This is a genomic window from Nocardia alni (assembly GCF_019038435.1).
GTDB classification, from domain to species: Bacteria; Actinomycetota; Actinomycetes; order Mycobacteriales; family Mycobacteriaceae; genus Nocardia; species Nocardia alni.
Map to the genome: position 1 here is coordinate 1 of NZ_JAGPOX010000119.1, position 23747 is coordinate 23747.

At 67.5% G+C, this 23747-nt stretch carries 23 protein-coding genes and 2 pseudogenes; 7 read left to right on the forward strand and 18 right to left on the reverse strand.

From position 1 onward, the window contains the following. A partial coding sequence (locus JZ791_RS33170) for an FAD-binding protein (protein WP_216899955.1) occupies nt 1-262 on the forward strand: 262 nt, incomplete at its 5' end. A gap of 7 nt (nt 263-269) precedes the next feature. Here JZ791_RS33170 and JZ791_RS33175 read toward each other — a convergent pair. The 13 genes from JZ791_RS33175 to JZ791_RS33235 all read right to left on the reverse strand — a co-directional run bounded on the left by JZ791_RS33175 (nt 270) and on the right by JZ791_RS33235 (nt 14592). Further along, nucleotides 270-1307 (reverse strand): GlxA family transcriptional regulator, encoded by a 1038-nt coding sequence (locus tag JZ791_RS33175; RefSeq protein WP_216899958.1) that lies wholly within the window; start codon nt 1305-1307, stop codon nt 270-272. A 107-nt stretch (nt 1308-1414) separates the two neighbouring features. Then, a complete protein-coding gene (locus tag JZ791_RS33180) occupies nt 1415-2287 on the reverse strand; it encodes an alpha/beta fold hydrolase (RefSeq protein WP_216899960.1) in 873 nt (290 codons plus the stop codon). A 194-nt stretch (nt 2288-2481) separates the two neighbouring features. Then, on the reverse strand, nt 2482-2745 hold the full coding sequence (locus JZ791_RS33185) for a GlsB/YeaQ/YmgE family stress response membrane protein (protein WP_216899962.1): 264 nt from the start codon (nt 2743-2745) through the stop codon (nt 2482-2484). A gap of 132 nt (nt 2746-2877) precedes the next feature. After that, nucleotides 2878-3186, reverse strand: coding sequence for a hypothetical protein (locus JZ791_RS33190; protein WP_216899964.1), 309 nt, complete (start codon nt 3184-3186; stop codon nt 2878-2880). 24 nt (nt 3187-3210) lie between these two features. Beyond that, nucleotides 3211-4869, reverse strand: a complete 1659-nt coding sequence (locus JZ791_RS33195; protein WP_216899966.1) for an FAD-binding protein — start codon at nt 4867-4869, stop codon at nt 3211-3213. Beyond that, nucleotides 4869-7289 carry a CaiB/BaiF CoA-transferase family protein gene (locus tag JZ791_RS33200; protein WP_216899968.1) on the reverse strand — a complete coding sequence of 807 codons (2421 nt, stop codon included), beginning with the start codon at nt 7287-7289 and terminating at the stop codon, nt 4869-4871. The genes JZ791_RS33195 and JZ791_RS33200 overlap by 1 nt, the downstream gene beginning before the upstream one ends. A gap of 3 nt (nt 7290-7292) precedes the next feature. Next, on the reverse strand, nt 7293-8249 hold the full coding sequence (locus JZ791_RS33205; RefSeq protein WP_216899970.1) for an enoyl-CoA hydratase/isomerase family protein: 957 nt from the start codon (nt 8247-8249) through the stop codon (nt 7293-7295). Further along, a complete protein-coding gene (locus JZ791_RS33210) occupies nt 8246-9385 on the reverse strand; it encodes a M24 family metallopeptidase (protein ID WP_216899972.1) in 1140 nt (379 codons plus the stop codon). Before JZ791_RS33210 ends, JZ791_RS33205 begins: the two co-directional genes overlap by 4 nt. Next, on the reverse strand, nt 9375-10604 hold the full coding sequence (locus tag JZ791_RS33215) for a M24 family metallopeptidase (RefSeq protein ID WP_216899974.1): 1230 nt from the start codon (nt 10602-10604) through the stop codon (nt 9375-9377). Before JZ791_RS33215 ends, JZ791_RS33210 begins: the two co-directional genes overlap by 11 nt. Beyond that, the gene (locus tag JZ791_RS33220) at nt 10601-11773 is read right to left on the reverse strand and encodes an amidohydrolase family protein (protein WP_216899976.1); all 1173 of its coding nucleotides are present in this window, start codon (nt 11771-11773) and stop codon (nt 10601-10603) included. Before JZ791_RS33220 ends, JZ791_RS33215 begins: the two co-directional genes overlap by 4 nt. A gap of 35 nt (nt 11774-11808) precedes the next feature. Continuing rightward, the gene (locus tag JZ791_RS33225) at nt 11809-13041 is read right to left on the reverse strand and encodes a cytochrome P450 (protein ID WP_216899978.1); all 1233 of its coding nucleotides are present in this window, start codon (nt 13039-13041) and stop codon (nt 11809-11811) included. A gap of 9 nt (nt 13042-13050) precedes the next feature. After that, entirely contained in the window at nt 13051-13857 is an 807-nt protein-coding gene (locus JZ791_RS33230; RefSeq protein WP_216899980.1) for an SDR family NAD(P)-dependent oxidoreductase, read from the reverse strand. 231 nt (nt 13858-14088) lie between these two features. Then, complete coding sequence (locus tag JZ791_RS33235) at nt 14089-14592, reverse strand: MTB12 C-terminal domain-containing protein (protein ID WP_216899982.1); 504 nt, start codon at nt 14590-14592, stop codon at nt 14089-14091. A gap of 423 nt (nt 14593-15015) precedes the next feature. Between JZ791_RS33235 and JZ791_RS46890 the strand changes: the two are divergent. Together JZ791_RS46890 and JZ791_RS45445 are read left to right on the forward strand one after the other, a co-directional pair. Further along, nucleotides 15016-15174, forward strand: a pseudogene (locus tag JZ791_RS46890) (hypothetical protein); the annotation flags it as partial. Nucleotides 15175-15301: 127 nt separating this feature from the next. Further along, nucleotides 15302-15856 carry an MFS transporter gene (locus JZ791_RS45445; protein ID WP_308163226.1) on the forward strand — a complete coding sequence of 185 codons (555 nt, stop codon included), beginning with the start codon at nt 15302-15304 and terminating at the stop codon, nt 15854-15856. Here the strand turns inward: JZ791_RS45445 and JZ791_RS46660 are convergent. The 4 genes and pseudogenes from JZ791_RS46660 to JZ791_RS33260 form a co-directional block, all read right to left on the reverse strand. Continuing rightward, nucleotides 15812-15964: pseudogene (locus JZ791_RS46660) on the reverse strand (hypothetical protein); the annotation flags it as partial. The gene JZ791_RS45445 and the pseudogene JZ791_RS46660 overlap by 45 nt on opposite strands. Then, nucleotides 15961-16230: a hypothetical protein gene (locus JZ791_RS33250; RefSeq protein ID WP_216899984.1), complete on the reverse strand. Its 270-nt coding sequence runs from the start codon at nt 16228-16230 to the stop codon at nt 15961-15963. The gene JZ791_RS33250 and the pseudogene JZ791_RS46660, both read right to left, overlap by 4 nt. 163 nt (nt 16231-16393) lie before the next feature. After that, on the reverse strand, nt 16394-17140 hold the full coding sequence (locus tag JZ791_RS33255; RefSeq protein ID WP_216899986.1) for a GAF and ANTAR domain-containing protein: 747 nt from the start codon (nt 17138-17140) through the stop codon (nt 16394-16396). Between the two features lie 85 nt (nt 17141-17225). After that, entirely contained in the window at nt 17226-18014 is a 789-nt protein-coding gene (locus JZ791_RS33260; RefSeq protein ID WP_216899988.1) for a TetR/AcrR family transcriptional regulator, read from the reverse strand. Nucleotides 18015-18278: 264 nt separating this feature from the next. Between JZ791_RS33260 and JZ791_RS33265 the strand changes: the two genes are divergently transcribed. Together JZ791_RS33265 and JZ791_RS33270 are read left to right on the forward strand one after the other, a co-directional pair. Further along, nucleotides 18279-19718 carry an aldehyde dehydrogenase gene (locus tag JZ791_RS33265; protein WP_216899990.1) on the forward strand — a complete coding sequence of 480 codons (1440 nt, stop codon included), beginning with the start codon at nt 18279-18281 and terminating at the stop codon, nt 19716-19718. A 139-nt stretch (nt 19719-19857) separates the two neighbouring features. Further along, entirely contained in the window at nt 19858-21366 is a 1509-nt protein-coding gene (locus JZ791_RS33270; RefSeq protein ID WP_216899992.1) for an FAD-dependent monooxygenase, read from the forward strand. A 134-nt stretch (nt 21367-21500) separates the two neighbouring features. Here the strand turns inward: JZ791_RS33270 and JZ791_RS33275 are convergent, their stop codons facing one another. Continuing rightward, nucleotides 21501-22382: an NAD-dependent epimerase/dehydratase family protein gene (locus JZ791_RS33275; protein ID WP_216899994.1), complete on the reverse strand. Its 882-nt coding sequence runs from the start codon at nt 22380-22382 to the stop codon at nt 21501-21503. A gap of 85 nt (nt 22383-22467) precedes the next feature. On the opposite strand from JZ791_RS33275, the gene JZ791_RS33280 reads away from it, so the two are divergent. Further along, complete coding sequence (locus JZ791_RS33280) at nt 22468-23037, forward strand: TetR/AcrR family transcriptional regulator (RefSeq protein WP_216899996.1); 570 nt, start codon at nt 22468-22470, stop codon at nt 23035-23037. A gap of 82 nt (nt 23038-23119) precedes the next feature. Continuing rightward, nucleotides 23120-23734 (forward strand): hypothetical protein, encoded by a 615-nt coding sequence (locus tag JZ791_RS33285; RefSeq protein WP_216899998.1) that lies wholly within the window; start codon nt 23120-23122, stop codon nt 23732-23734. The last annotated feature ends 13 nt before the right edge of the window (nt 23735-23747 follow it).

Genomic DNA, 23747 nt, shown 5'->3' on the forward strand with positions numbered 1-23747 from the left:
GCTGATCCCCATCGACTCCCCGCCCTACTACGCCGCCACCGTCGTGCTGTCCGATATCGGCACCAAGGGCGGCCTGGTCACCGACACCAACGCCCGCGTCCTGCGCCCCGACAACATCCCCATCGAGGGCCTCTACGCCACCGGCAACACCATGGCCGCCATGTCCGGCGGCTCCTACCCCGGCGCAGGCACCCCGATCGGCTCCAGCGTCGTCTTCGGCTACCGGGCGGCCCTCGACCTGGCCGGCGAAAGCCAGCAGTGATCCACGCCTAGCCGAGGTCACCGAGTACGCGCCCCGCGGTCGTACCGACGACCGCGGGCATCTCGTCCGCCGGACGTTCGGCGGGGGCGAAATGCTGGCGATAGCGCTCCGGCGTGGTCGAGAGGCGGCGAACGAAGACCCGGTGCAGAGTCTCTCCGTGGCGGTAGCCGACCGAACGGGCTATCGCGGTGATGGTGAGTTCGGTGGACTCCAGCAGGCGGCGGGCCGCCTCCAAGCGCAGATCTTCGACGAAAGCCGCAGGGGTGGTTCCGGTTTCGACGCGGAAGGCACGCGCGAAATGCCGTTCGCTCATCCCGGCGCGCTGCGCCAGAGCCGACACCCCCAGATCGCCGTCGAGGTGATCGGGTAGCCACTGCTGCACCGCGCGGATGGCCGGAGTGCGGGCGGGTTGGCTGCGCAGCTGGGCGCTGAATTGGTCCTGACCGCCGGTCCGGCGGCCGAAGACCACGAAGGCGCGGGCGATCTGCTGTGCCATCTCCCGGCCGAGATCGTCCTCGACCAGGGCCAGGCCGAGATCGATGCCGGCCGCGACACCTGCGGAGGTCCAGCGGTTGCGATCGTGAACGTAGATGCGATCGGGTTCGACGGTCACACGCGGATAGGCGCGGGCCAACCGCTCGGTCGAGCCCCAATGCGTGGTGGCCCGGTAGCCGTCGAGCAGTCCCGCGGCAGCGAGCAACAGCGCGCCGGCGCATACCGAGGTCACCCGCCGGGACTTGCGGGCCAGGGCGGGCAGCTCGCGCACCACCTCCGCCGACACCGCCCCGGAGACGAAGCCGCCGACGACTACCAGCGTATCGATCCGCTCGTCGCCGTAGGCCAGCTCGTGCAGGGAATGCTCGACCACGAGGGTCAGACCGCCGCCGACTCCGATCGACCGGCCTCCCGGCGAGGCCGTCAGCAGCCGGTACAGCGGTCTGCTGGTCATCTCGTTGGCGAACGCGAAAACATCCATCGGCCCGGCCAATTCGACCAGCTGCATCCCCTCGTACAGGACGAAGACGACGGTACGCGGCGCGGACATGCCGTCATCATCGCAGGCGGGACGGGTGAGCGCCACGACCGGCGAGCGGCCGGACTCCCCCGTCGCCGCGTGCCCCGGCGACAGGGAGGCCCGTACCGGCGGCCACATCAGCCGGCGCGCCCGGCCCGACCGCCCGCCATGGACCGCTCGAGGAACGGGATCACCTGCGCGGCAACATACTCCGGGAACTGGGCATGCGGATAATGTCCGCCGTCATGGATCATCACGACCCGGCCCAGGCCGTCCGGCAGGCCCGCGACGATCGCCTTCGCCTCCGCCTCCGGATCGGCCCAATCCGAATCCGCCGAACCCATGATCACCAGCGCGGGGCAGCGGACATCCGCCAAGCGGGCATGCGCGTCCGCGGGCGTGGTGCGCCCGGTTTTCATGAACTCCTCCCAGCGCTCGGGCCGCCGCAGAACGGACTCCAACTCGGCCAGGTACCGGTCCTGGTCGGCGGGCTTGGTCGGATAGGCGATGTCCAGATACCGCAGCCACCAGGGCAGCGACTTCATCATCGTGGTGAGGGCGAGGCGAACCAGGCCTCGGCGATACCGGCGGTTGGTGAACAGGGATCCGGCAGACAGGCTCTGGGTGAGGGTGAAGGGGGCGATTTCGACGATCGCGGTCACCATCTCGGGGGCCTGCGCCGCCGCGATGGTGGCCGACCCGCCCGACAGTGAATGCCCGACGATCACCGCCGGACCGCCGAAATACCGGATGACCCCCAGCAGGTCCTGCGCGACATCGGTGCGGCTGATGGCGGCCTTCCCGGTCACCGACGGCCAGTCGAGGCTGGACTCACCGTGCCCGCGCATGTCCACGTTGACCACCCGGTAGCCCGCGGCCACCAGGGGACCGACAAGGTGGCGGAAGTCCTGGCGCATGGTGCCCATGCCGTGCGAGAGCACCACAAGTGGACCCTCCCCGACCACATCGCAGGCGAGCCGTCCGTGTTCGAGTGTCACGTACTCGGTCATTGTCGTTCCCTTCCAGCGGAATCCGGCCGCGATTCGCGACCTGCTGGAATTGAACGCCGGGAGAAGGGGTTCGGACGATACCGAAGTCCGGAAGCGTCAGTCGTATGACCGGTTTCGTCAGATACTGATCCCGGGCGCCCCGGACAGGACCTCGACGGGGTTCGCAGCCGAACCCCGCACAAGGCCCGCGGCACTCAGACCCGGCGCCGGAACGCCTGGACGATCAGCAGCACGATCACCGCGCCGACGATCGAGCCGAGCCACAGGTGATTCACCGGCGGGTGGATGCTGAATTTGTGCGGCGCGAACACCACGCTGCCGAGGGTGCCACCGACGTAGCCGCCCACGATGCCGACGATGATGGTGCCGATCCAGCCGATACGCTGGCGGCCCGGAACCAGAAGGCGTGCGATCGCACCGACGATCAGACCGATGATGATCATGGTGATGATGCCCATGGCATGCTCCCTTGCATCGGGGGGCGGATAACTTATCCGACGGTAGCAGCCGGAGATCGCGCGGGGGGATCAGTGAGTGTTTTGAAAGAGGCGCCGAAGTTACGCGCCGAGCACGGGCTCGACGCGTAACTGTCAGTCGGAGGCGGGGAGCGCCTTGGCCTCCTTCAGCGCCAAGACCTCGTCCGCGACGGCGGGCATGCCGGGACCGGGCTTGGTACAGAGTAATTCGATGGTCGCGGCGGCGTCGGTGTAGCGCTTGCCCAGGGCCGTGCCGTTACCGTTGCCGGATGCGTTGGCGCCGTTGCGGTCCGCGGCGGACAGGACCGCGGGGGCGCCGCCGATGGTGAGATCGATCGGATCTGCGGGGGCCTTGACGACGATCAGCTCGGTCGAATCGACCGCGCTGTAGACGCGGGTGCCCGGAGTGAGTGTCAGTGCCATGAGAGGTCCTCCTGGGGGGCGTGGTCAGTCGGTGCAAGCGGAATTCGCTGCCACATAGCCGAATACGGCCGAGGCCGCGATGCTCGCTCCGGCGCCCAGATATTTGCGACCCATGACCGAGGCGGTGCAGTTGCCCGTGGCGTACAGGCCCTCGATCGGCTCCCCCGCACTGGTGAGCACCCGGGAGTGCTCGTCGCAGAGTAGGCCGCCGCTGGTGCCGATGTCTCCAGGGTACAGAGCGACGGCATAGAACGGGGGTTTGGCGATGGGCCCGAGACAGGGGTTCGGGGTGTGGGTGATATCGCCGTAGAACCGTTCGTGATCGCCCTCGCCGCGGTGGAAGTCCTCGTCGGCGCCGGTCGCGGCGAATGTGTTGAATCGATCGATCGTCGCACGCAGGGCGGCGGGCGGGATCTCGCACTGGTTCGCCAGATCATCGAGGGTGTTCGCGCGTTTGAACATGCTGCCGATCAATTTTCGGGGCGTCATCCCCGCGGGCGCCATGCCGAACGGATAGTGACCCCGGTGGTATGAATCGATGATCAGCCAGGACGGGATTCCCACGCCGGTCTTGCGGTGGTGGGCGAAAATCTCCTGCCCGGCTTCCTGATACGAACACGACTCGTTGAAATACCGCTGCCCCTGAGCATCGACGATGATCGATCCGGGTTTACAGCGCTCGGACAGGCACATTCCCGGTGTGCCGTCGGGGGTGATCCACGAGGGCATCCACCAGGCCTCGTCCAGCATGTCGGTCGCGGCGCCCAGCTCCATCGCCAGGCGGATCGCGTCGCCGGTGTCACCGGGATTGGCCGAGGTCCACTCGGTTCCGGCGGGCTGCTCGCCGGAGAATTCCTTGCGCATCGTCTCGTTGCGGGCGAAACCTCCTGCGGCGAGCAGGATTCCGTCGCGCGCTCGGACGCGCACATCACGGCCATCGCGATGGATGACGGCCCCGACGACCCGGCCGGCCTCGACGACGAATTCGGTGAGCGCCGATTCGCGCCAGATGGGCACCTGATGCCGCGACAGCGCGTCGATCAGCCGTGAGATGAGCGCGGCGCCGTTGGCCGCCAGGCGCCGACGACGGACCCGCCCGGCGACCGTGCGCCGCCCGACCCTGGCCATCGTCGCCATACCGGCTCGCGTGCGCATCAGCGACATCGACGCGGCCTCGACCGTGTAGATCACCATGCCGCCGGCGAAGCCCGGGCGAATCCGGTCCGCGAGTTCACCCAGTTGGTTCTTGTCGAAGATCTCCGGCTCGATCGATCGGCCCCGCGCGGATCCACCCGAGCAGCCCCGGACGCCGGCGTAGTAGTCGCTGTATCCCTCGCAACGCCGGAATCGCAGACCCTCGCCCTCGAGGAAGCCGACCATCTCGATACCGGAGTTGATGTAGGCCAGGCGGCGGTCCTTGGAGGAGGCCGGGCCCGCGTCGCCGACGACGGTGTCGAAATACCGCAGTGCGTCCTCGAGCGAGTCCGGCACCCCTTCGCGCTGCATGAGCGGATTGTTCGGCAGCCACATCACCCCGCCGGACATACACGTCGAACCGCCGAGGAGATCGGATTTCTCCACCACCAGAACGTCTTTGCCGAGGGCGCGGGCGCGCAGTGCGCCCACTACCCCTGCTCCACTACCGACTACAAGGAAATCCGTCGTTTTATCCCAGTCGCTCATCACTGCTTCTCCTTCGCCGCCTCGCGCAGCGCGGGCGCGGTCCCGATGACTCCGTCGGCCTCCAGCGTGTCGATCTCGGAGTCGGTAAATCCCAGTCCCGCCAGCACTTCCCGGTTGTGCTCGCCGAGCAGCGGCGCGTGCCGCCGATGCCACCCGCCGGAACCGTGCGCCAGGGTGAACGGCACGGTGGCGTGCCGGACCGGTGAATTCACCGGATGGTCCACGGACTCGAAGAAGCCGCGCGAAACCAGCTGCGGCAGTTCGGCGATCCGATGGGGTTGCATCACCTTGGCCACCGGAACACCGGCATCCCAGAGGATTTCGACGATCTCGTCGCCGCTGCGGGGCTCGCACCACGTGGCGAGGTGTTCGTCGATGAGGTCGTGGTGCTCGCGACGACCGTCGGCGGTGGACAGTTCCGGGCGCATCGCCCAGTCCGGCTTGCCGAGCGCCGTTCTCAGATCCACCCACTGATCGTCGGTGGCGACCGCCACCGCGACCCACGAGTCGTTTCCGCCGTACTCGTCGACGTCCGCGGTCCGGTACAGATTCTGCGGCGCCGCCCCGGGACCCCGATTGCCGTCCCGCTCCAGCAGTTTCCCGTACGCGGAGTGCTCGACGACCTGTTCGGCGGCGATATTGATCGCGGCGTCCGCCATCGCCGCCTCCACCAGCATCCCGTTTCCGGTGCGCCGCCGGTGTTCCAGCGCCAGCAGCAGCGCGGTGGCCCCGTGCAATCCGGCGTTGGGGTCGCCGAGCGCGAACGGCTCGACGGGATTCTGATCGGGATGTCCGGTCAGCCAGGTGAGCCCGGAGGCGTCCTCGATGATGTAGGCGAAGGCCGGATTGTCCCGCCACGGGCCGTCGAGCCCGAATCCGGGCATCCGGACCATGATCACGTCGGGACGCAGCCCGCGCACGGTCTCGTAGTCCAGCCCGAGATGTTCCAGCACACGCGGGGTGTAGTTCTCCACGATCACATCGCATTCGCGGATGAGCCGGTGCAGCACCTCGAGCCCGCGCTCGGTCCGGAAGTCCAGCGTCACGCTCTTCTTGTTGGTGTTGAGGCTAGAGAAGATGGGCGAACGCTCCCACCACTGTTCCTCGCTGAGCGGAACTCCGGCGATGAGCCTGGTCCCGTCCGGCCGGGCGGCGGATTCGAGGTGGATCACCTCGGCGCCCAGCATCCCGAGCAGGTGGGTGCAGGACGGTCCCGCCCAGAAGGCGGTCATGTCCAGGACGCGGATTCCCTTGAAGGGCAGATCGTCCGGAGACTCGTCCGAGTTCACCTCGCGGAGCGCGGCCGATTCGGCGCGATACCGTTCGCCGTGCTCACCCAGTCGCGGCGCGGGCCGCGGCGCGGGCGCGGATTCCGAGCCCAGCCGATAAGGCGGGCCGGGCTGGGTGTACCCGTCGCGCGGGTTGGTCACGAACGACCCGCGTGACGCGTAGTGATCCATCTCGGCGATATTCTCGCCGTTCGCGACGCGGGAGTTGGGAATCCTGAATGCCGTTGCCAGACCCAGGATCTCCTCGACGGTGTGATCGGCGAACCACGGGGAGATCTCGTCGGCCAGGGAGCCCGCCTTCCCGCTGATCGAGAAGGGCGCGCTCTCGTCGATCCATTCCGGGTGCCCGATCATCGCGCACAGGTCGAACCACTGCTGGGCGGTCCCGCAGCCGACGGCCACCAGACCGTCCTTCGCGGTGGCCACGCCCGGCACCATGAGCCCGCGCCCCGGCCGCATCAACCGACCGAGCGATTCGAAGAACGTGACGGAATAGTAAGTGAGCGTGAGGATCTGGGTCTCGAGCATGGACAGGTCGAGCAGTTCGCCCACCCCGGTGCGCAGGGTCCGCCAGCGCGCGGCCAGGATCCCCGCCGCCGCGTAGGCCCCGGCGGTCCATTCACCCGGCTGCCCGCCGACGGAGACCGGGGCACGATCGGGCGCGCCGCGACCGAGCCCGATGATTCCGCCCGACCACGCCTGCACGGTGAATTCCGTTGCGGGACGGTCACTCCAGGGTCCGTGCAGCCCGAACGGGGTGATCGCGGCCACGGTGAGATGAGAGTGCCGGTCGCGGATCGCCTCCGGTGCGAGCGAGGGGTGCTCCGCCACCCGCGATCCGCGACTCCAGACCACGGCGTCGGCCCCTGCCAGCAGCCGGTCCAGGAATTCGATCTCGCCATCGGCGTCGACGACGACGCTCTGCTTGGAGCATGCCAGAAATCCGAACAGCGCGCCGTCCGCGCCGGGCGGGAGATCGGCGTGCGAGGCCGACCAGCGTCGCAACCAATCCCCTTCGGGTGGTTCGACTTTGATGACCTCCGCACCGGCGTCGGCGAGCAGCTTCGTGCAGTAGGCTCCCGCGATGCCGGTGGACAGATCGACGACACGGTACCCGTCGAGCGGTTCCACGAGTTAATCCTCCTGCGCGCGGCCGCGCCGGCTGAGCCGCCATTCGGGCGGGAACTTGGCGTCGTTGTCCTTGACCGCGTTGTTGATACCGCGACCCATCGCCTCGTCGAACATCATGTCGCTCTCGTCGGGCCGGGCGAACCCGCCGACCGTCTCGAACAGCCCGGCGATCATGCTGCCCAGATATTCGCCCTGATACTGCTTGTAGAACTCGAAGAACTGCTTCTGCATGAATACGGTGTCGGTCGGCCGGTTCGCGGCACAGGCCTGCGCGTACTTGGCCACCTCGTCCTCCAGATCGTCCCGGGGGACAACGCTGTTGAGGAAGTTGCACTCGTACATCTCCGCGGCGGTGAAGGCCCGCCCGGTGAACACCATCTCCTGGAACTTGCGCAGCCCCATCGTCTGCGCCCACCACCACATCCGCGGCGCCCAGCCCACATAGCGGAATGCCGGATGCCCGAACAGCGCGTCATCGGAGGAGATCACCATATCCGCGTCGGCGGCCTGATAGAAGTGCCACCCGTAGCAGTAGCCCTTCACCTCCAGGATGCTGATCTTCTTGAAGTCCTGCAGGCCGCGGATGCCGGAATGCGGTGCGGCATACCAGGAGCTGATCGTCGCGCCGTGCCGGAAGGACTTCTGCGGCGGATAGGTGACCTCGTCCGGGCCGATCCGGTATTCGGCGAGTTTGGGCCCCTGGTCCTCGCCCGAGAACGCCGTCATGAACTCCGGCAGGTCGGCGCCGGTGCCCAGATGGTCACCCGCGCCGCGGATCACGAGCACCTTGACCTCGTCGTCCACGTTCGCGCGGTGCAGCAGGTCGGCGTACCGGATCCGCGCGGCGATGGTCGGCGCGTTGAGGTGGTCGGGCCGGTCGAGAGTGATCGTGGCGATCTTGGTCTTCGGATCCTTCTCGTACTTGATGATATCCTCGGGGGACGGCACCGAATCGCTCATTTGGTCACTCCATTCGTATTGCCGTTCCATGCCGGGGCGGACGTCAGCACCTCGGGTTCTCCCTCGGTGATCAGCACCATCTCCCGACCGAACACCGCACCGATCCCCTGCTCCCACACGTAGCCGGTGACCGCGAGCACCATTCCGGGCTCGAGCCGGTCCGCGGCTGCGGTGTCCGGGAGTTCCGGCGACACCACCGGCGCGTCGAATCCCAGGCCCAGCGCGTGGGCCACCGGCATCGCCGGCAGCGGCTCGTTCGCGTCGCGGTAGGCGTCGAGCAATCCGGCGGCCGGTTTACCCGGCACGCACGCGGCCAGCAGGCGGGACCACAGCCGATCCCACCGCCGGTACAGATCGGCCACACCATCCCTCGGCGGCCCGGCGGGCCAGGTCCGGCCGACCTGGGCGATGTATCCGTTGGCGATCACGCCCGCGGAGAACGCCACCAGGTCACCGGATTGCACGTGCCCGTCGCCGCGCACCCGCCACGGGTGGTCGGGCGCGGTGACCCAGGCGGCGTCCTGGGTGGCCGGGGTGCTCACGCCTCCGGCCGCCATGGTCTGCAACATGATTCCGGAGAGCGTCTTCTCGGCCGCGCCTGGTTCGAGCGCGGATACCGCTGCGGCCAGGCCATTTTCCGCCGTTCGGATCGAATCACGCAGTACAGCAATCTCTTCCGGGGTCTTGATCCGCCGGGCCGTGGCGATCGCCTGTTCTCCATCGACCAGTTCGGCCTGCGGAAACGCCATGGGTAGCAGCTGTCCCATCAGCGGAGACAGCGCGTCGGTACCCACCCGCCGCGCGGTGGCGGCGCCATCGATCTTCCCCAGCACCTCGAGGATGTTCATCGGATTCCACATGATGCCGTAGAGGTGCTCGTGCGGAATGTCCTCGGGAACGCCCTCGTCCCAGGTGCTCAGCAGGTGGATCGCGCCGGTCTCGCGCACCAGGACGCAGCCCGGGCCGAAGGGCCTGGTCCCGGCGGTCCACAGCTGTGGCGTACCGGTGACGTAGCGGATGTTGGCCTGTCTGCCCAGGACGAGCAGATCGAGGTCGTGGGCGTGCATCTCGGCCAGCACGCGCTCTCGTCGCCCGAGTCGGAGAGCGCGTTCGTCGGCCAGGATCTCAGTCGCCATAGGGGGCGTAGGTGTAGTCGGTCAAGGGAATGAAACCTTCCTCGGTGATCACGACGATCTCCTCGCTGCGGTAACCACCGGTCCCGTCCTCCCACACCACCGGCTCGACCACGAGCGTTGTGCCCGGGGTCAGCACGGTGTTCCGGTCGAACTCCTCGCCCAGATCCGTTCCGATCATGGGCATTTCGGCGGGGCCGACGCCGATGCCGTGTGCCAGATAGAAGTGCGGCAGCCAGGGTTTGCGGCCGTCGTTCGCCGCGATCGCGGCCTCGGCCAGATCGGCGCAGGTGGCTCCAGCACGGGTCACCGCGAAGACGGCGTCGCGGATCTCCCGCCAGCGGGTGAACTGCGCCTGCTGCTTCGGGGTGGGATCCTGGCCGACCACCCAGGTGCGTCCGAAGTCGGAGCAGTAGCCGCCATAGCTGATGCTGACGTCGATCCACAGCACATCGCCTCGCACAAGCTCCCGCTCGGTCGTGAGCAGGGGCAGCGCCAGATCGCTGTGCACGGTCCACACGCCCGACGCCTTGCTCTCCGGCATGACCTGCCAGATAGGGTCGAGAATGCTTGCAGTGGCGCCCAATTCGAAGGCGCGGCGCACGAACGCCGCCGACAGGTCGATCTGCCGGATGCCCGGCGCGAGCGCTGCCTGCACGTCGACCATCGCGGCGTCGGTGATCCGGCAGGCGGTGCGGATGCAGGCCAGCTCGTCCTGGGTCTTGACGAGTTTGGCCACGCTCAGAACCAAGGCCGCGTCGGTGGGCGGCGCGGCGGGAAACAGTGCCTTGTGCGCCCGTCGCATCGCCCCGGTCAACTGGTCCACCGCGATCCGCGCCCCGGCGGGCACCAGATCGCCGAGTATCCGCGCGAAACCTTCTGCCCCCTCGTCGAATTCGAGATATACGGGCCCGTGGACATGATCGGCGGGGAGATCCGATTCGGTGGCCGAGCCTTCCCGGAAGGGCAGGAACAGATGCGGCCACTCGTCACCGGCCACGACTACCGCGACCGGCGACTCCACGTGCCACAGGCCCGCTTCACCCAGCGGCCAGCTCGCGCCGGTCGCGTACATCACCGACTGGTCCTCCAGCAGGATCAGCGCGTCGACGCCCTGCTCGGCCATGACCGCCCGTAACCGCCGGCCGGTCTCGCGCCGCATCCGGGCGCGATCGGGCACGTCCGGTATCGTGATCTTCTCTGACGCAGCCGAATTCGTCATTCGACGCCCAGGAACTTCTTGATGTTGCCGCTGACGATCTTGACGGCGTCCTCCGGTCCCACCGCGTCGACCACCAGCTGCAGCGACTTCTCCGAGTAGCCGAACGTGCTCTCGTTGTGCGGATAGTCGGTGGCCCACATGACCTTGTCCACGCCGATCTGGTCGATCAAGCGCAGCCCGAGCGGATCCACCATGAACGAGGCGCTCATATGCTTGTCCCAGTAGTAGCGGACATCGTGCTTCAACGTGGGCTCGCACATGTGGCGGTATGAGGCATAGAGATGCTCGGCATCCTGCAATGCCGTCGGCACCCAGGCGATTCCGCCCTCGAACCAGCCGACCTGAAGGCCCGGATGCCGGTCGAGGATGCCGGAGAAGATGTACCGGCCGAACATCTCACGGAACGAGTCGACGTTGACCATCATGCCGATCACGATGGTGTTGAACTCGCAGGGACTCTTCAGCCCGGTCTCTCCGATATGGTGCGTCACGGGCACGCCCGACGCCTCGATCTCATCCCATACCGGGTCCATAGCCGTGCTGCCGTAGTCGATCTGGTTGCCCGCGTCGTCCACACCGCCGTTGAGTGGCAGTAGGAAGGTCTTCAGGCCGAACGACTTCAGCTCGCTCAGGGTCCGGCGCGCACCCGCCGGATCCCACCAGTTGATCAGGCCCGCCGCGTGGAACCGGCCCTTGGAGCGCTCCTGCAGGCCCGCCATGTACTCGTTGTAGATCCGGAACAGACGTTCACGCATTTCCTTGTCCGAGTGAAAACACAACGCCAGCACGGCATTCGGGAACGCCAGCTCCCGTTGCACGCCGTCCTCGGCGAGCTGCTCGATCCGGGCCTCCAGATTGCCGCTCGCGGCGCCGACCAGATCGTCGTACTGCATCAGCACCGAGCTGAACTCGCCGGGCAGGAACGATTGCCCGCTGTGGCCGACCTGATAGGCGCCCTCCTCGTACCAGATCCGCGGGGCCTGATCCTTCAGCTCCTCGGGCAGATAGTGGTAGAAGATGTCGTCGGAGAGCGAGATGTGATTGTCCGCGGAGAACACCTCCGTGCCCGGCGGCAGACCCACGTCGCCGGCGGCGTGGCCCCTACGGTACTTCGGTGCGCCGAATCCCTCGGCCGGATATTGCAGCGCACGCTGTGCGGGAGCTGACATTGATTGCCTCCCTAATGCTTTCGTTTCGGGTTTGGTCACCACTCGACCGGCAGTTCGTAGACTCCGTATGCCAGTCGGTCGTGTTTGAATTCGATTCGATCGATCGTCGTCGCCAGGCGCAGCGTCGGAATCCGGCGCAGCAGCGTGCGAAAGACGATCTGTAGTTCGGCGCGGGCCAGCTGCTGGCCCACGCACTGGTGCCGCCCGTGGCCGAATGCCATGTGCTGGTTGGCATTCGCCCGGTCGGTGTCCAGACGGTCCGGGTCGGAGAAGACGTCGGAGTCCCAGTTCGCGGGCGCCAGATCGATGATGATGCCGTCGCCGGCGTGGATCACCTCGCCGCCGACCTCGATGTCCGCCAGCGCCACTCGCCGCTGCCCGGTGTGGATGATGCTGAGGTAGCGCAGCAACTCCTCGACCGCGTTCGCCAGGACCTTCGGGTCCTCGGTATCCCGCATGACCGCCAGTTGCTCGGGATTCTCCAGCAGCGCCAGGGTGCCCAGGCCGATCATGTTGGCCGTGGTCTCGTGGCCCGCGATGAGCAGGCCGACGGCCGTCATCGCGGCCTCCCACTTGTCGATTTCACCGGCCGAAACGTGTTCGGCCAGATCGGAGATCGCGTCCTCGGCGGGATGCTCGATCTTCTTGTCCACCAGATCGGCCAGATACTGCATCATGCCGACGACGTTCGCCTGGGACTGTTCGGCGGTGGTATTGCGACCGAGACCGACATCGCTGTGGTGCTGGAAGAACTCGTGATCGGCGTAGGGCACGCCGAGCATTTCGCTGATGACCAGCGACGGCACCGGCAGTGCCAGCGCCGCGACGATATCCGCCGGTTTGGGGCCCGCGAGAATGGCGTCGATATGCTCGTCGGTGATCTTCTGGATCGCCGGGCGCAGCGCCTCGACCCGCTTGAACGCGAAGGGTTTCGTCATCATCCGGCGGTGCCGGGCGTGCTCCTCGGCGTCCCGGTTGAACACCGACGCCGGACGGGTGTGCGACATGGCCTGCATGCCCTCGTTCCAGTGCGGGAATCCGTCCAGGCGGTCGTCCACGCTGACCCGCGAGTCGTAGTACAGTGCACGGGCTTCGGCGTATTTGGTGACCAGCCACGGCGTGCTGTCATCCCAGAGCTTCACCCTGGCGAGCGGACCCGCCTCGGCCATGTCCAGCACCGCGGGCGGCGGGGCGAACGGGCAGCCCACCGCCCGCTCCAGCGGATAGCGCGGCACGGTGGTCTCGGTGTCGATCGTCTTCTCGGCCATGGGCTTTCGTCATTCCTTCCCGATACGGGACTTCATGCCCGCGGTGGTCCCGCCATCCACCGGCAGCACCGTTCCTGTCACATACGCCGATCGATCGCTGCCGAAGTACAGCGCGGCCTCCGCCACATCGCGCGATTGCCCGTCCCGCCGCAGCGGTTTGGTATCCCGCATGATGTCGCGCGTCGCCGCGATGAACCGCTCGGATTCCTCCGGACTCATGCTCGCCACCGCCTTCTCGAGCAGCGACGTCGGAATATTCCCGGGCGCAATGCAATTGATCCGGATATCGCGGTCGGCGAATTCCATGGCGGCCGATTTCGTGAAGTGGATGACCGCCGCCTTGGACGCGCGATACGTCATCACCCCGGCGCCGGCCTGAATGCCGCCGATGGAGGACACATTGACGATCGAGCCACCGCCGCCGGACACCATATGCCGCGCCGCCTCCCGGGTGCCGACCATGACACCCAGCAGATTCACGCCCAGCACCTGATGGAAATCCGCGAGGTCGTCCTCGAGGAATCCGGGATGCATCGCACCGGAGACACCGGCGTTGTTGACCATGATGTGCAGTCCGCCGAACAGGTCCACCGCGGCAGTCACCAGGGCGGTCATCTGTCCGGGGTCCGCGACGTCGGTCTCCACGAACACGACGCCCGGGCCGTATCCGTCCGCCAGCGCCTTTCCGCGCTCGGCATCGCGGTCGGCGACGACGACCCGGGCGTCCTCGGCCGCGAATCGTTCGACGATCGCCTCGCCGATTCCGGCGGCGCCGCCGGTCACGATGGCGACCTTGCCCGTTAATTCGTTCACCAAGTTCGATGCCTTCCTCCACGCCCGCACGCGCCACGGCGACCCGCCGTGGGCACGTTCGGACACATCACGAAATCCCTTGGGCTACCAAGGATCTGACCTTCATCAGCGGGCTGTCGCCAGGCGCCGCACGCAGGGCCCATGCTATTGATCGCAAGGGCCCGGCGGCCCGATGTCCCACTCAGTAGAAACCGGCGATCGAGGTCGGCCTCCGATTCCTCGGACCGGGACCGATCAGCAACCGGCCGGCGCACCGCCCTGCATCTTCAACAGGCCGCAGTACGTCGCCGCGGCGACCTTCCACTGGCCGCCGACGTCCACGGCGGCGCCGTTCTGATTCGGCAGCGCCGGGCTCCCGTTCATCAGGATCGAGTAGGTGACCGCCGCATGCGCGGGATCGGCGACCTTCACCGCCGACACCGACGCCGTCGAGGCGGCGCCCATCGGGCTCTTCGCCTGCGCGGCGATCGCGGGGGCGAAGGTCGAACCGTTCTCCAGCAGACCGACTTTCTGGTCGGGGGGTGTCTTGCCGTCGAAGAAGGCGACGAAGGCGTGAGTGATCTCCTTAACCGCCGAGTCGTTCGAATTCGTCGCGGCGGCGGTGGGCGCGGCGGGGGCCGCAGTGGTCGTCGTGGTGACCGGGGCGGAACTGTGAGTCGAACTGGAGCAGCCGGACAGGGGCACCGCGGCGATGACGGCGGCGGCGAGCATTATTCGGGGAGCGATCAGACGGTTCATGGTGCGTCCTTGCACGAAGGGGAAACGGGTATCGAGCCGCTCGGTCCGGATGTCCGGCCGCGGCGCACAAGCCCATCGGGCCCGGCCGACACACATCAAAGTCCCGGCGGCGCATCGCATCCGGGCTTCTCCCGCTCAGCGGAAAACCATCCCGGCGCCGGCAGCGCGGCCACCACACTCGCAGCTACTTCGGACTCACTGCTTCGGCTCGGCCGCTCGAGATCCGTCGCGAGTGACCATCGATCGCACCGTCCGATACCGCCGCCGAGGCCGATGCCACGCCCTCTCATCGATCCCGTGGAGTCGACTATGCCCACTGCCCCATCTCCGGACGATATCGCCACCGTCCCCGATACCGGCCGCCTCGACCACGCCTCGCGCCTGCGGGTACTCGTCGTCGTGCTGGCGACCGAGGTCGTCCCGATGCAGTACACGATGATCGCCACGGCGCTGCAGAAGATGACCGGCACGCTCCGAGATGTCGGCGGCAACATCAACTGGGTGGTCATCCTGATCGGCCTGGTCGGCGCCGCCGCGACACCGCTGCTGGGCAAGATGAGCGACATCTGGGGCAAGAAACGCCTGTTCGTGACCTGCCCGGTGCTGTTCATCTCCGGAGCGCTCATCGACGCGCTCACCAGCAACTGGCCGCTGTTCCTGATCGGCCGCGGGCTGCAGGCGTTCGCCGTCGCGACCCAGTTCATCGCTGGTGCTCTCCGGCCTGGGCTTCGCCCTCCTGCCCTACAGCTGGGCCACCTACGCGGGCCTGTACGTGCTGGCCGGGGTCGGATTCGGCTTCTTCTACGCGGCCGCGGCCAACCTCGTCGTGGACGCGGTACCGGCCGAACAGCAGGGCATCAGCACCGGAATGCTCGGCGTGACAATGAATATCGGCACCGCGGTCTGCCTGGCCGTGGTCTCGGCCCTGCAGAACGCCAACCCCGTCGTCGCGCACATCGATGTGCTGGGTCACCATGTCGACCAGGCGATCCCGGCGGTGTTCGCCGATCGCGCCTACACCGAGAGTTTCTGGGTCGTGCTGGGCACCACTCTGGTCGCGCTGGTCCTGGCGGTGCTCAGCGCCACGGCCGCACCCCGGCCACCGGTGGCGCGCACAGCGCCGAGTAGGACACCGTCACAAAGCGATGAACCGGCCGGTGCGGACGCCTTCGACGAAGGCGTCCCACTCGGCCGGCGTGAATCGCAGTGCCGGGCCCTCGTCATCGTCACGGGTGTTGAACACCGCGACGGTGCCGTCACGTAGCGGCGCGAACGCCACACAGTGGCCGTCCGGCCCGCTGGCCGCGGCTTTGAACATGCCTATCGGATCCAAATCCTTCTTGCGGAGCATCGGTGAATCTCCCATTCTCATCCAGAGGTTGCGGCATTCGCCGTGTCCGCGGCGAGTGCCACGGGCAGTGTCAAGGCGACGCGGGCGGCGTCGTCGATGAGCAGGTCCAGATTTTCGAGCACGCTCACGACGTTCTCGGTGGTCGCGGCGAGCGCCTCGGTGTCATCGCCGCTCGCGGCATCGAGCACCCAGTGCAGGCACAACCCGACCTCGAACACATGCTGCGCGAGCTGATCGATAGTGGCCGCCAACCGCTTCGCGGTATCCGGGTCGAGGGGGACCTCCACGCGCGAAATGGTGGCAACACGGTGAGGTGATGACCGCCCGAAATTCTGGGCGCGGCGACTATCTGGCATCGGAAACTCCCAGCCGAAATTGCTCGAACCTTCGAGCACGCTTCCGGACACGAGGAGTACTACCGACCAGGGTAACACCCCGATCGGCTGTATGTCAGCGAGGCTCGTCGAAATGTGTTCGGCCCGGCGGAGATCCGGCGACCGAATGGACGATGCCCGCCGCGATATCGACGAGTTTGACATTTCGATTCTGCGAGGCCGTGCGTAAAATCGCAAATGCACGTTCACGTGTACAGCGGCGCTGGGCCATGACAATTCCCAGCGCCTGATCGATGACCGACCGCGACGCCAGCGCCGCCCGCAATTGTTCGACCAGTCGCTCCTGTTGTGCGGTGGTGATCACCGCGGTCAACAGCATTCCCGCCTGCTCGGCGATCAATGCGGCCGTCCGTTCGATTCGGTCGTCGAGAGGTTCGAGGTGATCCCAGAACAGGCTCAGCGCGCCCTGCGTCTCCCCGGTCACGGTGAGTGGATGCGAATAGATCGACCGCACCCCCTGCTCGAGCATTCGCGCGGGACATTCACCCCATCGGTGCTCACTGGCCGTGTCAGGCACCCATACCGGACGGCCGGTACGAATCGCTTCCACGCACAACCGGGCATCGTCACTGTCCCGCGCCGCGAGAACGGGTGGGACATGCGCCTTCGACGAGATCACCGTCATCGCGTCATCGCCACGGATCAGCGTCACCCCGGCCATGGGCCGGCCCGGCACCATCCGTGCCGCCAGATCGCTGGTATGCCGCAGCGCCTCCTCCAAATCCTGCGTCGACAGCAGCAATTCCGTCAACTCGGCCAATCCGGCCGCCAGGTCCCCGGCCGGATTCCGGTCTTCGGGCATCACACGCACACCTCGCCGTGGCGCACACGGTTGGTTTGTCGTGGCACCGACCCAATATTTGACACCGACTATCGCCGGTCAACCCCTAACGGGCCGTTGGGCGCCGATCAGCGGGCGGTCCCACGGTACTCCGGACGATCGGCTTCGTTTCCGCGGCTCTGTCCGGAACCCGTGCGGGGGCATCGGCGATGGCGCGCACCGCCGTCAGCGAGGTCGTGAGCAGTTCGATCATCCGGCTGTAGCGGGCGGGGAAGTCGACGTGGGCAGCGAGAAGATCGGGGTCCTCGATCGCCGCGACGACGGTGGGGCCGGGGTGAGCCAGGGGCCACAGGCCTGCCAGCAGCATGATGGTCGCGGAGGCCAATTCTTTTGCGGCAGAATGTGGTAGGGCGGGTAAGCAGGTGTGGATGATCGCGGCGAGGCGGTCGTTGTCGGCCAAGGCTCGGCGTTTGAAGCCGCGGACGGTCTCGACCGATACCGTCCGCTCGAGCACGCTGGCCAGGACGCTCGCCAGTTCGCAGAGCACCGGGCGGGCGGCCAGCGAGGCGGCGTAGGCGTCGGCGAAGGCGCGTGCCGGGGTCGCCGGATCGGGTGCGGATTCCAGGGTGACGGGTGTGAGTTCGCCGGACAGGGTGTCCAACCACGCGCCATAGACCCGGTTGAACAGCTCCAGGAACACCGCCTCGCGATTCTCGAAGTACCGCAGAACATTCGAGGTCGCGATCCCGGCCTCGCCGCCGATGTCGCGCAGCGTGACGTCGGCGATCTGCGTCCGGCCCAGCAGCCGTTCGGCCGCGTCCAGGATCGATTGCCTGCGCACCTCCCGGTTCTCCGGGCTGCGGGCCCGGATGAACCCTTGTGTGGCCTCACTCACGACTTCACCTCGCTGACGCTCGACTCCACCTGATTCACAAACTTCCACCTCGCTGACAACTCTGCCCCACTCACCACCGTGCCCATCGACGACGCTCTCACCCACGACTCCACTCACCGGAAGTCAGCGCGCCCACGCGCCTGCTCTCATCTTCCAGCCGTACACCCCAGGATACCGATCGAGGTAGATAAGTGAATCGCGTTCTGTTATCGTACAGATAAGGGAACTCGATTCTGTTATCTCACCGATCGGCAAGGAGCCACCATGATCACGTACGAGAAACTGCTGGTAGGCGGCGCGTGGACGACCCCCGCCAGCTCCGGCGTCCTGGAAGTCCACTCCCCGCACGACCAGTCCCTGGTCGGCGTCGTCCCGCACGCCTCCCCCGCCGACGTCGACCATGCCGTGGCCGCCGCCCGCGCCGCCTTCGATCACGGCCCTTGGCCGCGCCTGACACCCGAGGAGCGCGGCCGGGTCATCGCGCGCTTCAACGACCTGCACGCCGCCCGCGCCGACGAGCTGGCCGCGCTCATCACCTCGGAGAACGGCTCCGCGAGCTGGTTCACCGGCATGTTGCAGCACGCACTGCGGGATCAGATCGCCAACTTCCTCGGTGCCGCGGCCGAATTCGACTGGGAGACCGAACTTCCCGGTCAGAACGGCGGCCGCACGGTGACCCGCCGCGCACCTGTCGGCGTGGTGGCGGCGGTAATCCCGTGGAACGCACCGCACCAGTCCGCGCTGGTGAAGCTCGTCCCGGCGCTGCTCGCGGGCTGCACCGTCATCCTCAAGACCTCCCCCGAAACCGCCGTGGACGGCCAGCGCCTGGCCGAGATCCTGGCCGAGGCGGGCTTCCCGGAGGGTGTGGTCAGCGTGCTGCCCGCCGACCGCGAGGTCAGCGAGTACCTGATCGCCCATCCGGGCGTCGACAAGATCGCCTTCACGGGCTCGACCGCGGCCGGGCGGCGCATCGCCGCCCTCGCCGGCGAGCAGCTCAAACGGGTCAGCCTGGAACTCGGCGGCAAATCGGCGTCGATCGTGCTGGCGGACGCCGACCCGGCCCAGGTCGCGGCGGGTCTGAAATTCCTCTCACTGGGCAACAACGGCGAGGCTTGCATCGCGCACACCCGCATCCTCGCCCCACGCACCCGGTACAACGAGGTCGTCGACGCGATCGCCGACATGATGCGCGGTCTCGTCGTGGGCGACCCCGCACAGCCGGACACCTGGATCGGCCCCATGGTCAAACAGGCTCAGCAGCAACGGATTCAGTCCTACATCGAGTCCGGCATCACCGAGGGCGCCCGCGTGGTGCTCGGCGGCCCGGGCGCACCCGACACCCCAGGCCTGGAGAAGGGCTTCTACGTGCGCCCGACCCTGTTCGCCGATGTCGACAACGCGATGCGAATCGCGCAGGAGGAGATCTTCGGCCCGGTCCTGACGATCATCCCCTTCGACACCGAGGACCAGGCCGTCGCCATCGCCAACGACTCCCCCTACGGCCTGTCCGGCGGCGTCTGGACGGCAGACTCGGAACACGGTCTCGCCGTGGCCCGCCGCATCCGCACCGGCACCTTCCACGTCAACGGCGCCCCTCGCGATATGCGCGCCCCCTTCGGCGGATTCAAGGCGAGCGGCATCGGCCGCGAATACGGCCCGGTCGGCCTGGGCGCCTATACGGAGTACCAGTCCATCGGAGTGTGAGCGAAGAGTTCGTTTCGATGTCGGCGGCCCGGCGGGAATTGTGGTGCAAGACGGGGCAAGTGCGGTGTGAGCCTCGCGTGAGCGTGCGGGGTCAACCTTCGAATGCCTGAACAGAACAGGCTTCGGAAGGGAGATTCTCATGCATGACGTAGTGATCGTGGGGGCTGGGCCGGTTGGTCTTCTGCTCGCCTGCGAGCTCGGGCTTTCGGGGTGCTCGGTGCTGGTGCTCGAACGGGAGGCGGCGCCGGGGTCGCCGTGGCGGACGGCGCCGATCGGGATGCGGGGGCTGTCGGCCGCCTCGCTTCAGGTGTTCTACCGCCGGGGAATGCTGGGACCGCTGCTGACCGCGTCGGGCGTGCCCGAGGTCGGTGTCGATTCGGACGAGCCCGCAGGCCCGTCCTTCGCGGGGCACTTCGGCGGCATGGTGCTCGATCCGGCAAATATCGATCCGGCCGCGTTGCCGTATCGATTGCCCACCCCGACACCGGAATTCATGATGACCAGCCTCGAAATCGTGGAGACCGTGCTGTCCGCGCGGGCGGCGAAACTCGGGGTGGAGATCAGGTACGGGGTCACGGTCTCGGCCGTCACGCAGGACGACCGGAGTGCGATCGCGCACGCCGGGAGCCACGGGTATCCCGCGCGGTGGGTGGTCGGTTGCGATGGTGGGCGCAGTGCGGTGCGCGGGCTCGCCGGTTTCGAGTTCGTCGGGACCGAGCCGCAGTTCACCGGGTACACGATGCTCGCCACGCTCGCCGACCCCGAGCAGCTGCGCCCCGGGTTCAACCTCACGCCGACCGGCATGTACATCCGAATGCGGGCCGAGGGGCACATCGGCATGATGGACTTCGACGGGGGTGCGTTCGATCGCTCACAGCAGCCGACCCGCGAACATCTCCAGGACGTGCTGCGCCGCGTATCCGGCGCCGACGTGACGATCACCGAGGTTCATCTCGCCTCGAGCTTCACCGACCGGGCGATGCAGAGCACGACCTACCGCAACGGACGGGTGCTGCTCGCCGGCGATGCCGCGCACATCCACTCCCCTCTCGGCGGGCAGGGCCTGAATTCCGGCATCGGCGACGCGATGAACCTGGGCTGGAAGCTCGCGGCGGTCGTGTGCGGCGACGCGCCCGACGGACTGATCGACACTTACACCCGCGAGCGTCACCCGGTCGCCGCCCGAGTGCTCGATTGGTCCCGCGCGCAGGTGGAGATCATGCGGCCCGACCCGCATGCCCAGGCGATCCAAGGGGTGATCCGCGACCTGCTCACGACCCGCGACGGAACGACCTACGTCTTCGGAAGGGTCACCGGATCCTCGATCCGCTACGACCTCGGCGGCGAGCATCCGCTGATCGGTCGCGATGCACCGGACCTGCGGCTCGCGGACGGCACCCGCCTGGGTGACCTGATGCAGGACGGGCGCGGCGTCGTACTCGACTTCAGCGACCGATCCCTGCACGCGCCGGCACTGGGTTGGGAGAGCCGGGTTCACTATGTATCCGGTTCGGCGAGAAATGATCTCGGGCTGAGCGCTGTGCTCGTCCGTCCCGACGGCATCGTGGCGTGGGCGAGTGACGACGCCCCCGATCGGGCGGAGTTCGAGCGGGCGGTCGGGCAGTGGTTCGGGAGTTCGGCGCTCTGAACGGTTCGCGCGGGGTGCGGTCGGCTCGGCTGGGAGCGCCGGATGTCCTGAACCGCCCAAGGATTCACGCACTACCGGCTGCTCGTCCGGCCCGGCCGCCGCCCCCCTCGGGACGCCGGTTCGCTCGCGTGCGATCAGTCGGTGTAGTAGCCGGCCGCGAGGTCCTCGAGCAACGTGGGCCCGGTCGGTTTCCAATCCATGAGTTCACGGGTGACCTCGGCGGAGGCGGGCTGGTCGCCGCCCAGCAGTTCACCGAACACGCCGAGTTTCTCCGTGTCCACCGCGGCAGCGGGCAGTCCCGTCTTCGCGGCGATGACCTCGGCCACCTGACGCATCGGCACGCCTTCCTCTCCGACAGCGTGCAGCACCGCGCGGGCGGGAGCCTTCTCGAGAGCCAGGAAGAACAGGCGGGCGGCGTCGCCGATGTGCACGGCGGGCCACCGGTTGCGCCCGTCGCCGACGTAAGCGGCGGCGCCGAGCTGACGGTCCAGACCGACAAGCATGGCGATCAGGCCGTTTTTATCGCCTTCGCCGTGAACCGAACGCGGCATACGCACCAGCCCGGAGCGGATGCCTCGCTCGGACAAGGCCAAGACGGCGTTCGCGGTTCTCACCCGTGCACCGGCGGGCCCGGCGGCGTCGAGGTGGTCGCGTTCGGTCGCGAACCGCCCCAGCAGGATCGGGGTTCCGGAGGCGGCGATGAACGTCTTCCCGGTGTCCGCGAGGGCCTCGCCGATCTTGCCCAGCAGCGCCACCTCGTTGTTCACGGCCGCATCGAACTCGGCGAAGTCCAGCGTGAAGGCGAGGTGGGCGACCGCGTCGGCCTTCGACGCCTCGGACACGATCCGATCGTGATCGGACATGTCCCCGAGCACCGCCGTGCCGCCGAGACCCCGAATCTTCTCCGCCGAGGCTTGCGACCGGGCCAGGCCGACGACTTCGTGACCCGCCGCGATCAGCTCGGCGCTCAGAGCGGTGCCGATCCAGCCTGACGCGCCTGTGATGAATACGCGCATGTTTCTCTCCATTCGCACTGTGATGTTACTTGGTCACATCACACTACCAGTGATGTTACCAAGTAACATCACCTAGGATGGGTTCATGAGCCGTTGGGAACCGGATGCGCGCGGCAGGCTGTTGCGCGCCGCCCTCGAGCTGTTCTCGGAACAGGGTTACGACGCGACGACGACGGCGCAGATCGCCGAGCGCGCCGGACTGACGAAGACCACGCTGTTCCGGCTCTTTCCGGACAAGCGCGAGATCGTCTTCCAAGGGCAGGGCATGCTGGTCGAGCTCGTCACGACCGGTATCGAGGACGCGCCCGCCGAATCGCCCCCGGCAGAGCTGGTGGTCGCGGGCCTGCGGGCCCTCTCGGGCGCGCACGACCAGGAGAATCGGGAGGTCGGGCGCACACTGGACCCGATCGTGGCCGCGAGCCGAGAACTGCGAGAACGCGCCGTATTCAAACGCTCGGCCATCGTATCCGCATTCGAACAGGCGCTGGTCCGCCGGATCGGTGACCCGCGCCGGGCCGGTGTGCTCGCGGATATGGGAGTGCGGGCCTACTACACCGGCTACGAGAACTGGGTCGCCGACGATGGTCAGCACTCCCTCACCGACCATGTGCTCCGCGAGCTGGCGGCGTACGAAGACGCCGTTCGGCAGATGTGAGGACGCCGTTCGAGGAGAAATCGGCTGGCTCTACCCTGAACAAGGTTCACCACAACCGGATTCGACAGTCGGGAGCGTACTTGTGTCGGTCTACCACGGGCCCTGCCGAATCACCGTCGTCTCCGTCGAGGCACTCTGGCCGCAGCGGGTCGCGGTCCGGGTCGGCCGGCACACGTACATCGCCATACTCCCGGGCGAGCCGGGCGCGAGCTGTCAGGTCGACGAGGACCAGTGGGAACTTGTCCCCCAGCACTGGAACGACGGCCAGTGGAGCGCGAACATCCGCAACCTGACCAGCGACTGGGTCACCCAGGGCGACGTGGAACAGCAGGTGATCCACAGCAAGGACCACGATTGGCCGAGCGACCGAGCCGAACGAAACCTCGTCATCGCCCTGGAGCGCGGCGTCCCGTTGGACCGCCGCGAGGATCGGAACCGCACCGTGGACGTGCCTCGTCCCACCGCGTCGCTGTCGGAGCACTCGCAGGACACGCAGCCGTACAACGACGTTCCCCTGCGCGCGTCGTCAGGGGTCCAGCGGCCCGTTTCACCCTCCCGTCGCCGCGCCGCGCGCAAGGTTGCCCCGCAGAACACTGTGCAGCCTGACGACGCGCCGAACAGGACACTCGACAAAGCAGTTCCTTTCGGGCGACTAGGCACGCCGCAGAGGCCGAAGGAGACCGGTTCCCCGCAGTGACATCGGCTCAGCG

Coding starts and splice junctions, on each gene's coding strand:
- JZ791_RS33175 (WP_216899958.1), bottom strand. CDS start 1,307: ATGTCCGCGCCGCGTACCGTCGTCTTCGTCCTGTACGAGGGGATGCAG.
- JZ791_RS33235 (WP_216899982.1), bottom strand. CDS start 14,592: ATGAACCGTCTGATCGCTCCCCGAATAATGCTCGCCGCCGCCGTCATC.
- JZ791_RS33270 (WP_216899992.1), top strand. CDS start 19,858: ATGCATGACGTAGTGATCGTGGGGGCTGGGCCGGTTGGTCTTCTGCTC.
- JZ791_RS33185 (WP_216899962.1), bottom strand. CDS start 2,745: ATGGGCATCATCACCATGATCATCATCGGTCTGATCGTCGGTGCGATC.
- JZ791_RS33205 (WP_216899970.1), bottom strand. CDS start 8,249: ATGAGCGATTCGGTGCCGTCCCCCGAGGATATCATCAAGTACGAGAAG.
- JZ791_RS33220 (WP_216899976.1), bottom strand. CDS start 11,773: ATGTCAGCTCCCGCACAGCGTGCGCTGCAATATCCGGCCGAGGGATTC.
- JZ791_RS33215 (WP_216899974.1), bottom strand. CDS start 10,604: ATGACGAATTCGGCTGCGTCAGAGAAGATCACGATACCGGACGTGCCC.
- JZ791_RS33265 (WP_216899990.1), top strand. CDS start 18,279: ATGATCACGTACGAGAAACTGCTGGTAGGCGGCGCGTGGACGACCCCC.
- JZ791_RS33190 (WP_216899964.1), bottom strand. CDS start 3,186: ATGGCACTGACACTCACTCCGGGCACCCGCGTCTACAGCGCGGTCGAT.
- JZ791_RS33195 (WP_216899966.1), bottom strand. CDS start 4,869: ATGAGCGACTGGGATAAAACGACGGATTTCCTTGTAGTCGGTAGTGGA.
- JZ791_RS33280 (WP_216899996.1), top strand. CDS start 22,468: ATGAGCCGTTGGGAACCGGATGCGCGCGGCAGGCTGTTGCGCGCCGCC.
- JZ791_RS33255 (WP_216899986.1), bottom strand. CDS start 17,140: ATGCCCGAAGACCGGAATCCGGCCGGGGACCTGGCGGCCGGATTGGCC.
- JZ791_RS33180 (WP_216899960.1), bottom strand. CDS start 2,287: ATGACCGAGTACGTGACACTCGAACACGGACGGCTCGCCTGCGATGTG.
- JZ791_RS33225 (WP_216899978.1), bottom strand. CDS start 13,041: ATGGCCGAGAAGACGATCGACACCGAGACCACCGTGCCGCGCTATCCG.
- JZ791_RS33275 (WP_216899994.1), bottom strand. CDS start 22,382: ATGCGCGTATTCATCACAGGCGCGTCAGGCTGGATCGGCACCGCTCTG.
- JZ791_RS33210 (WP_216899972.1), bottom strand. CDS start 9,385: ATGGCGACTGAGATCCTGGCCGACGAACGCGCTCTCCGACTCGGGCGA.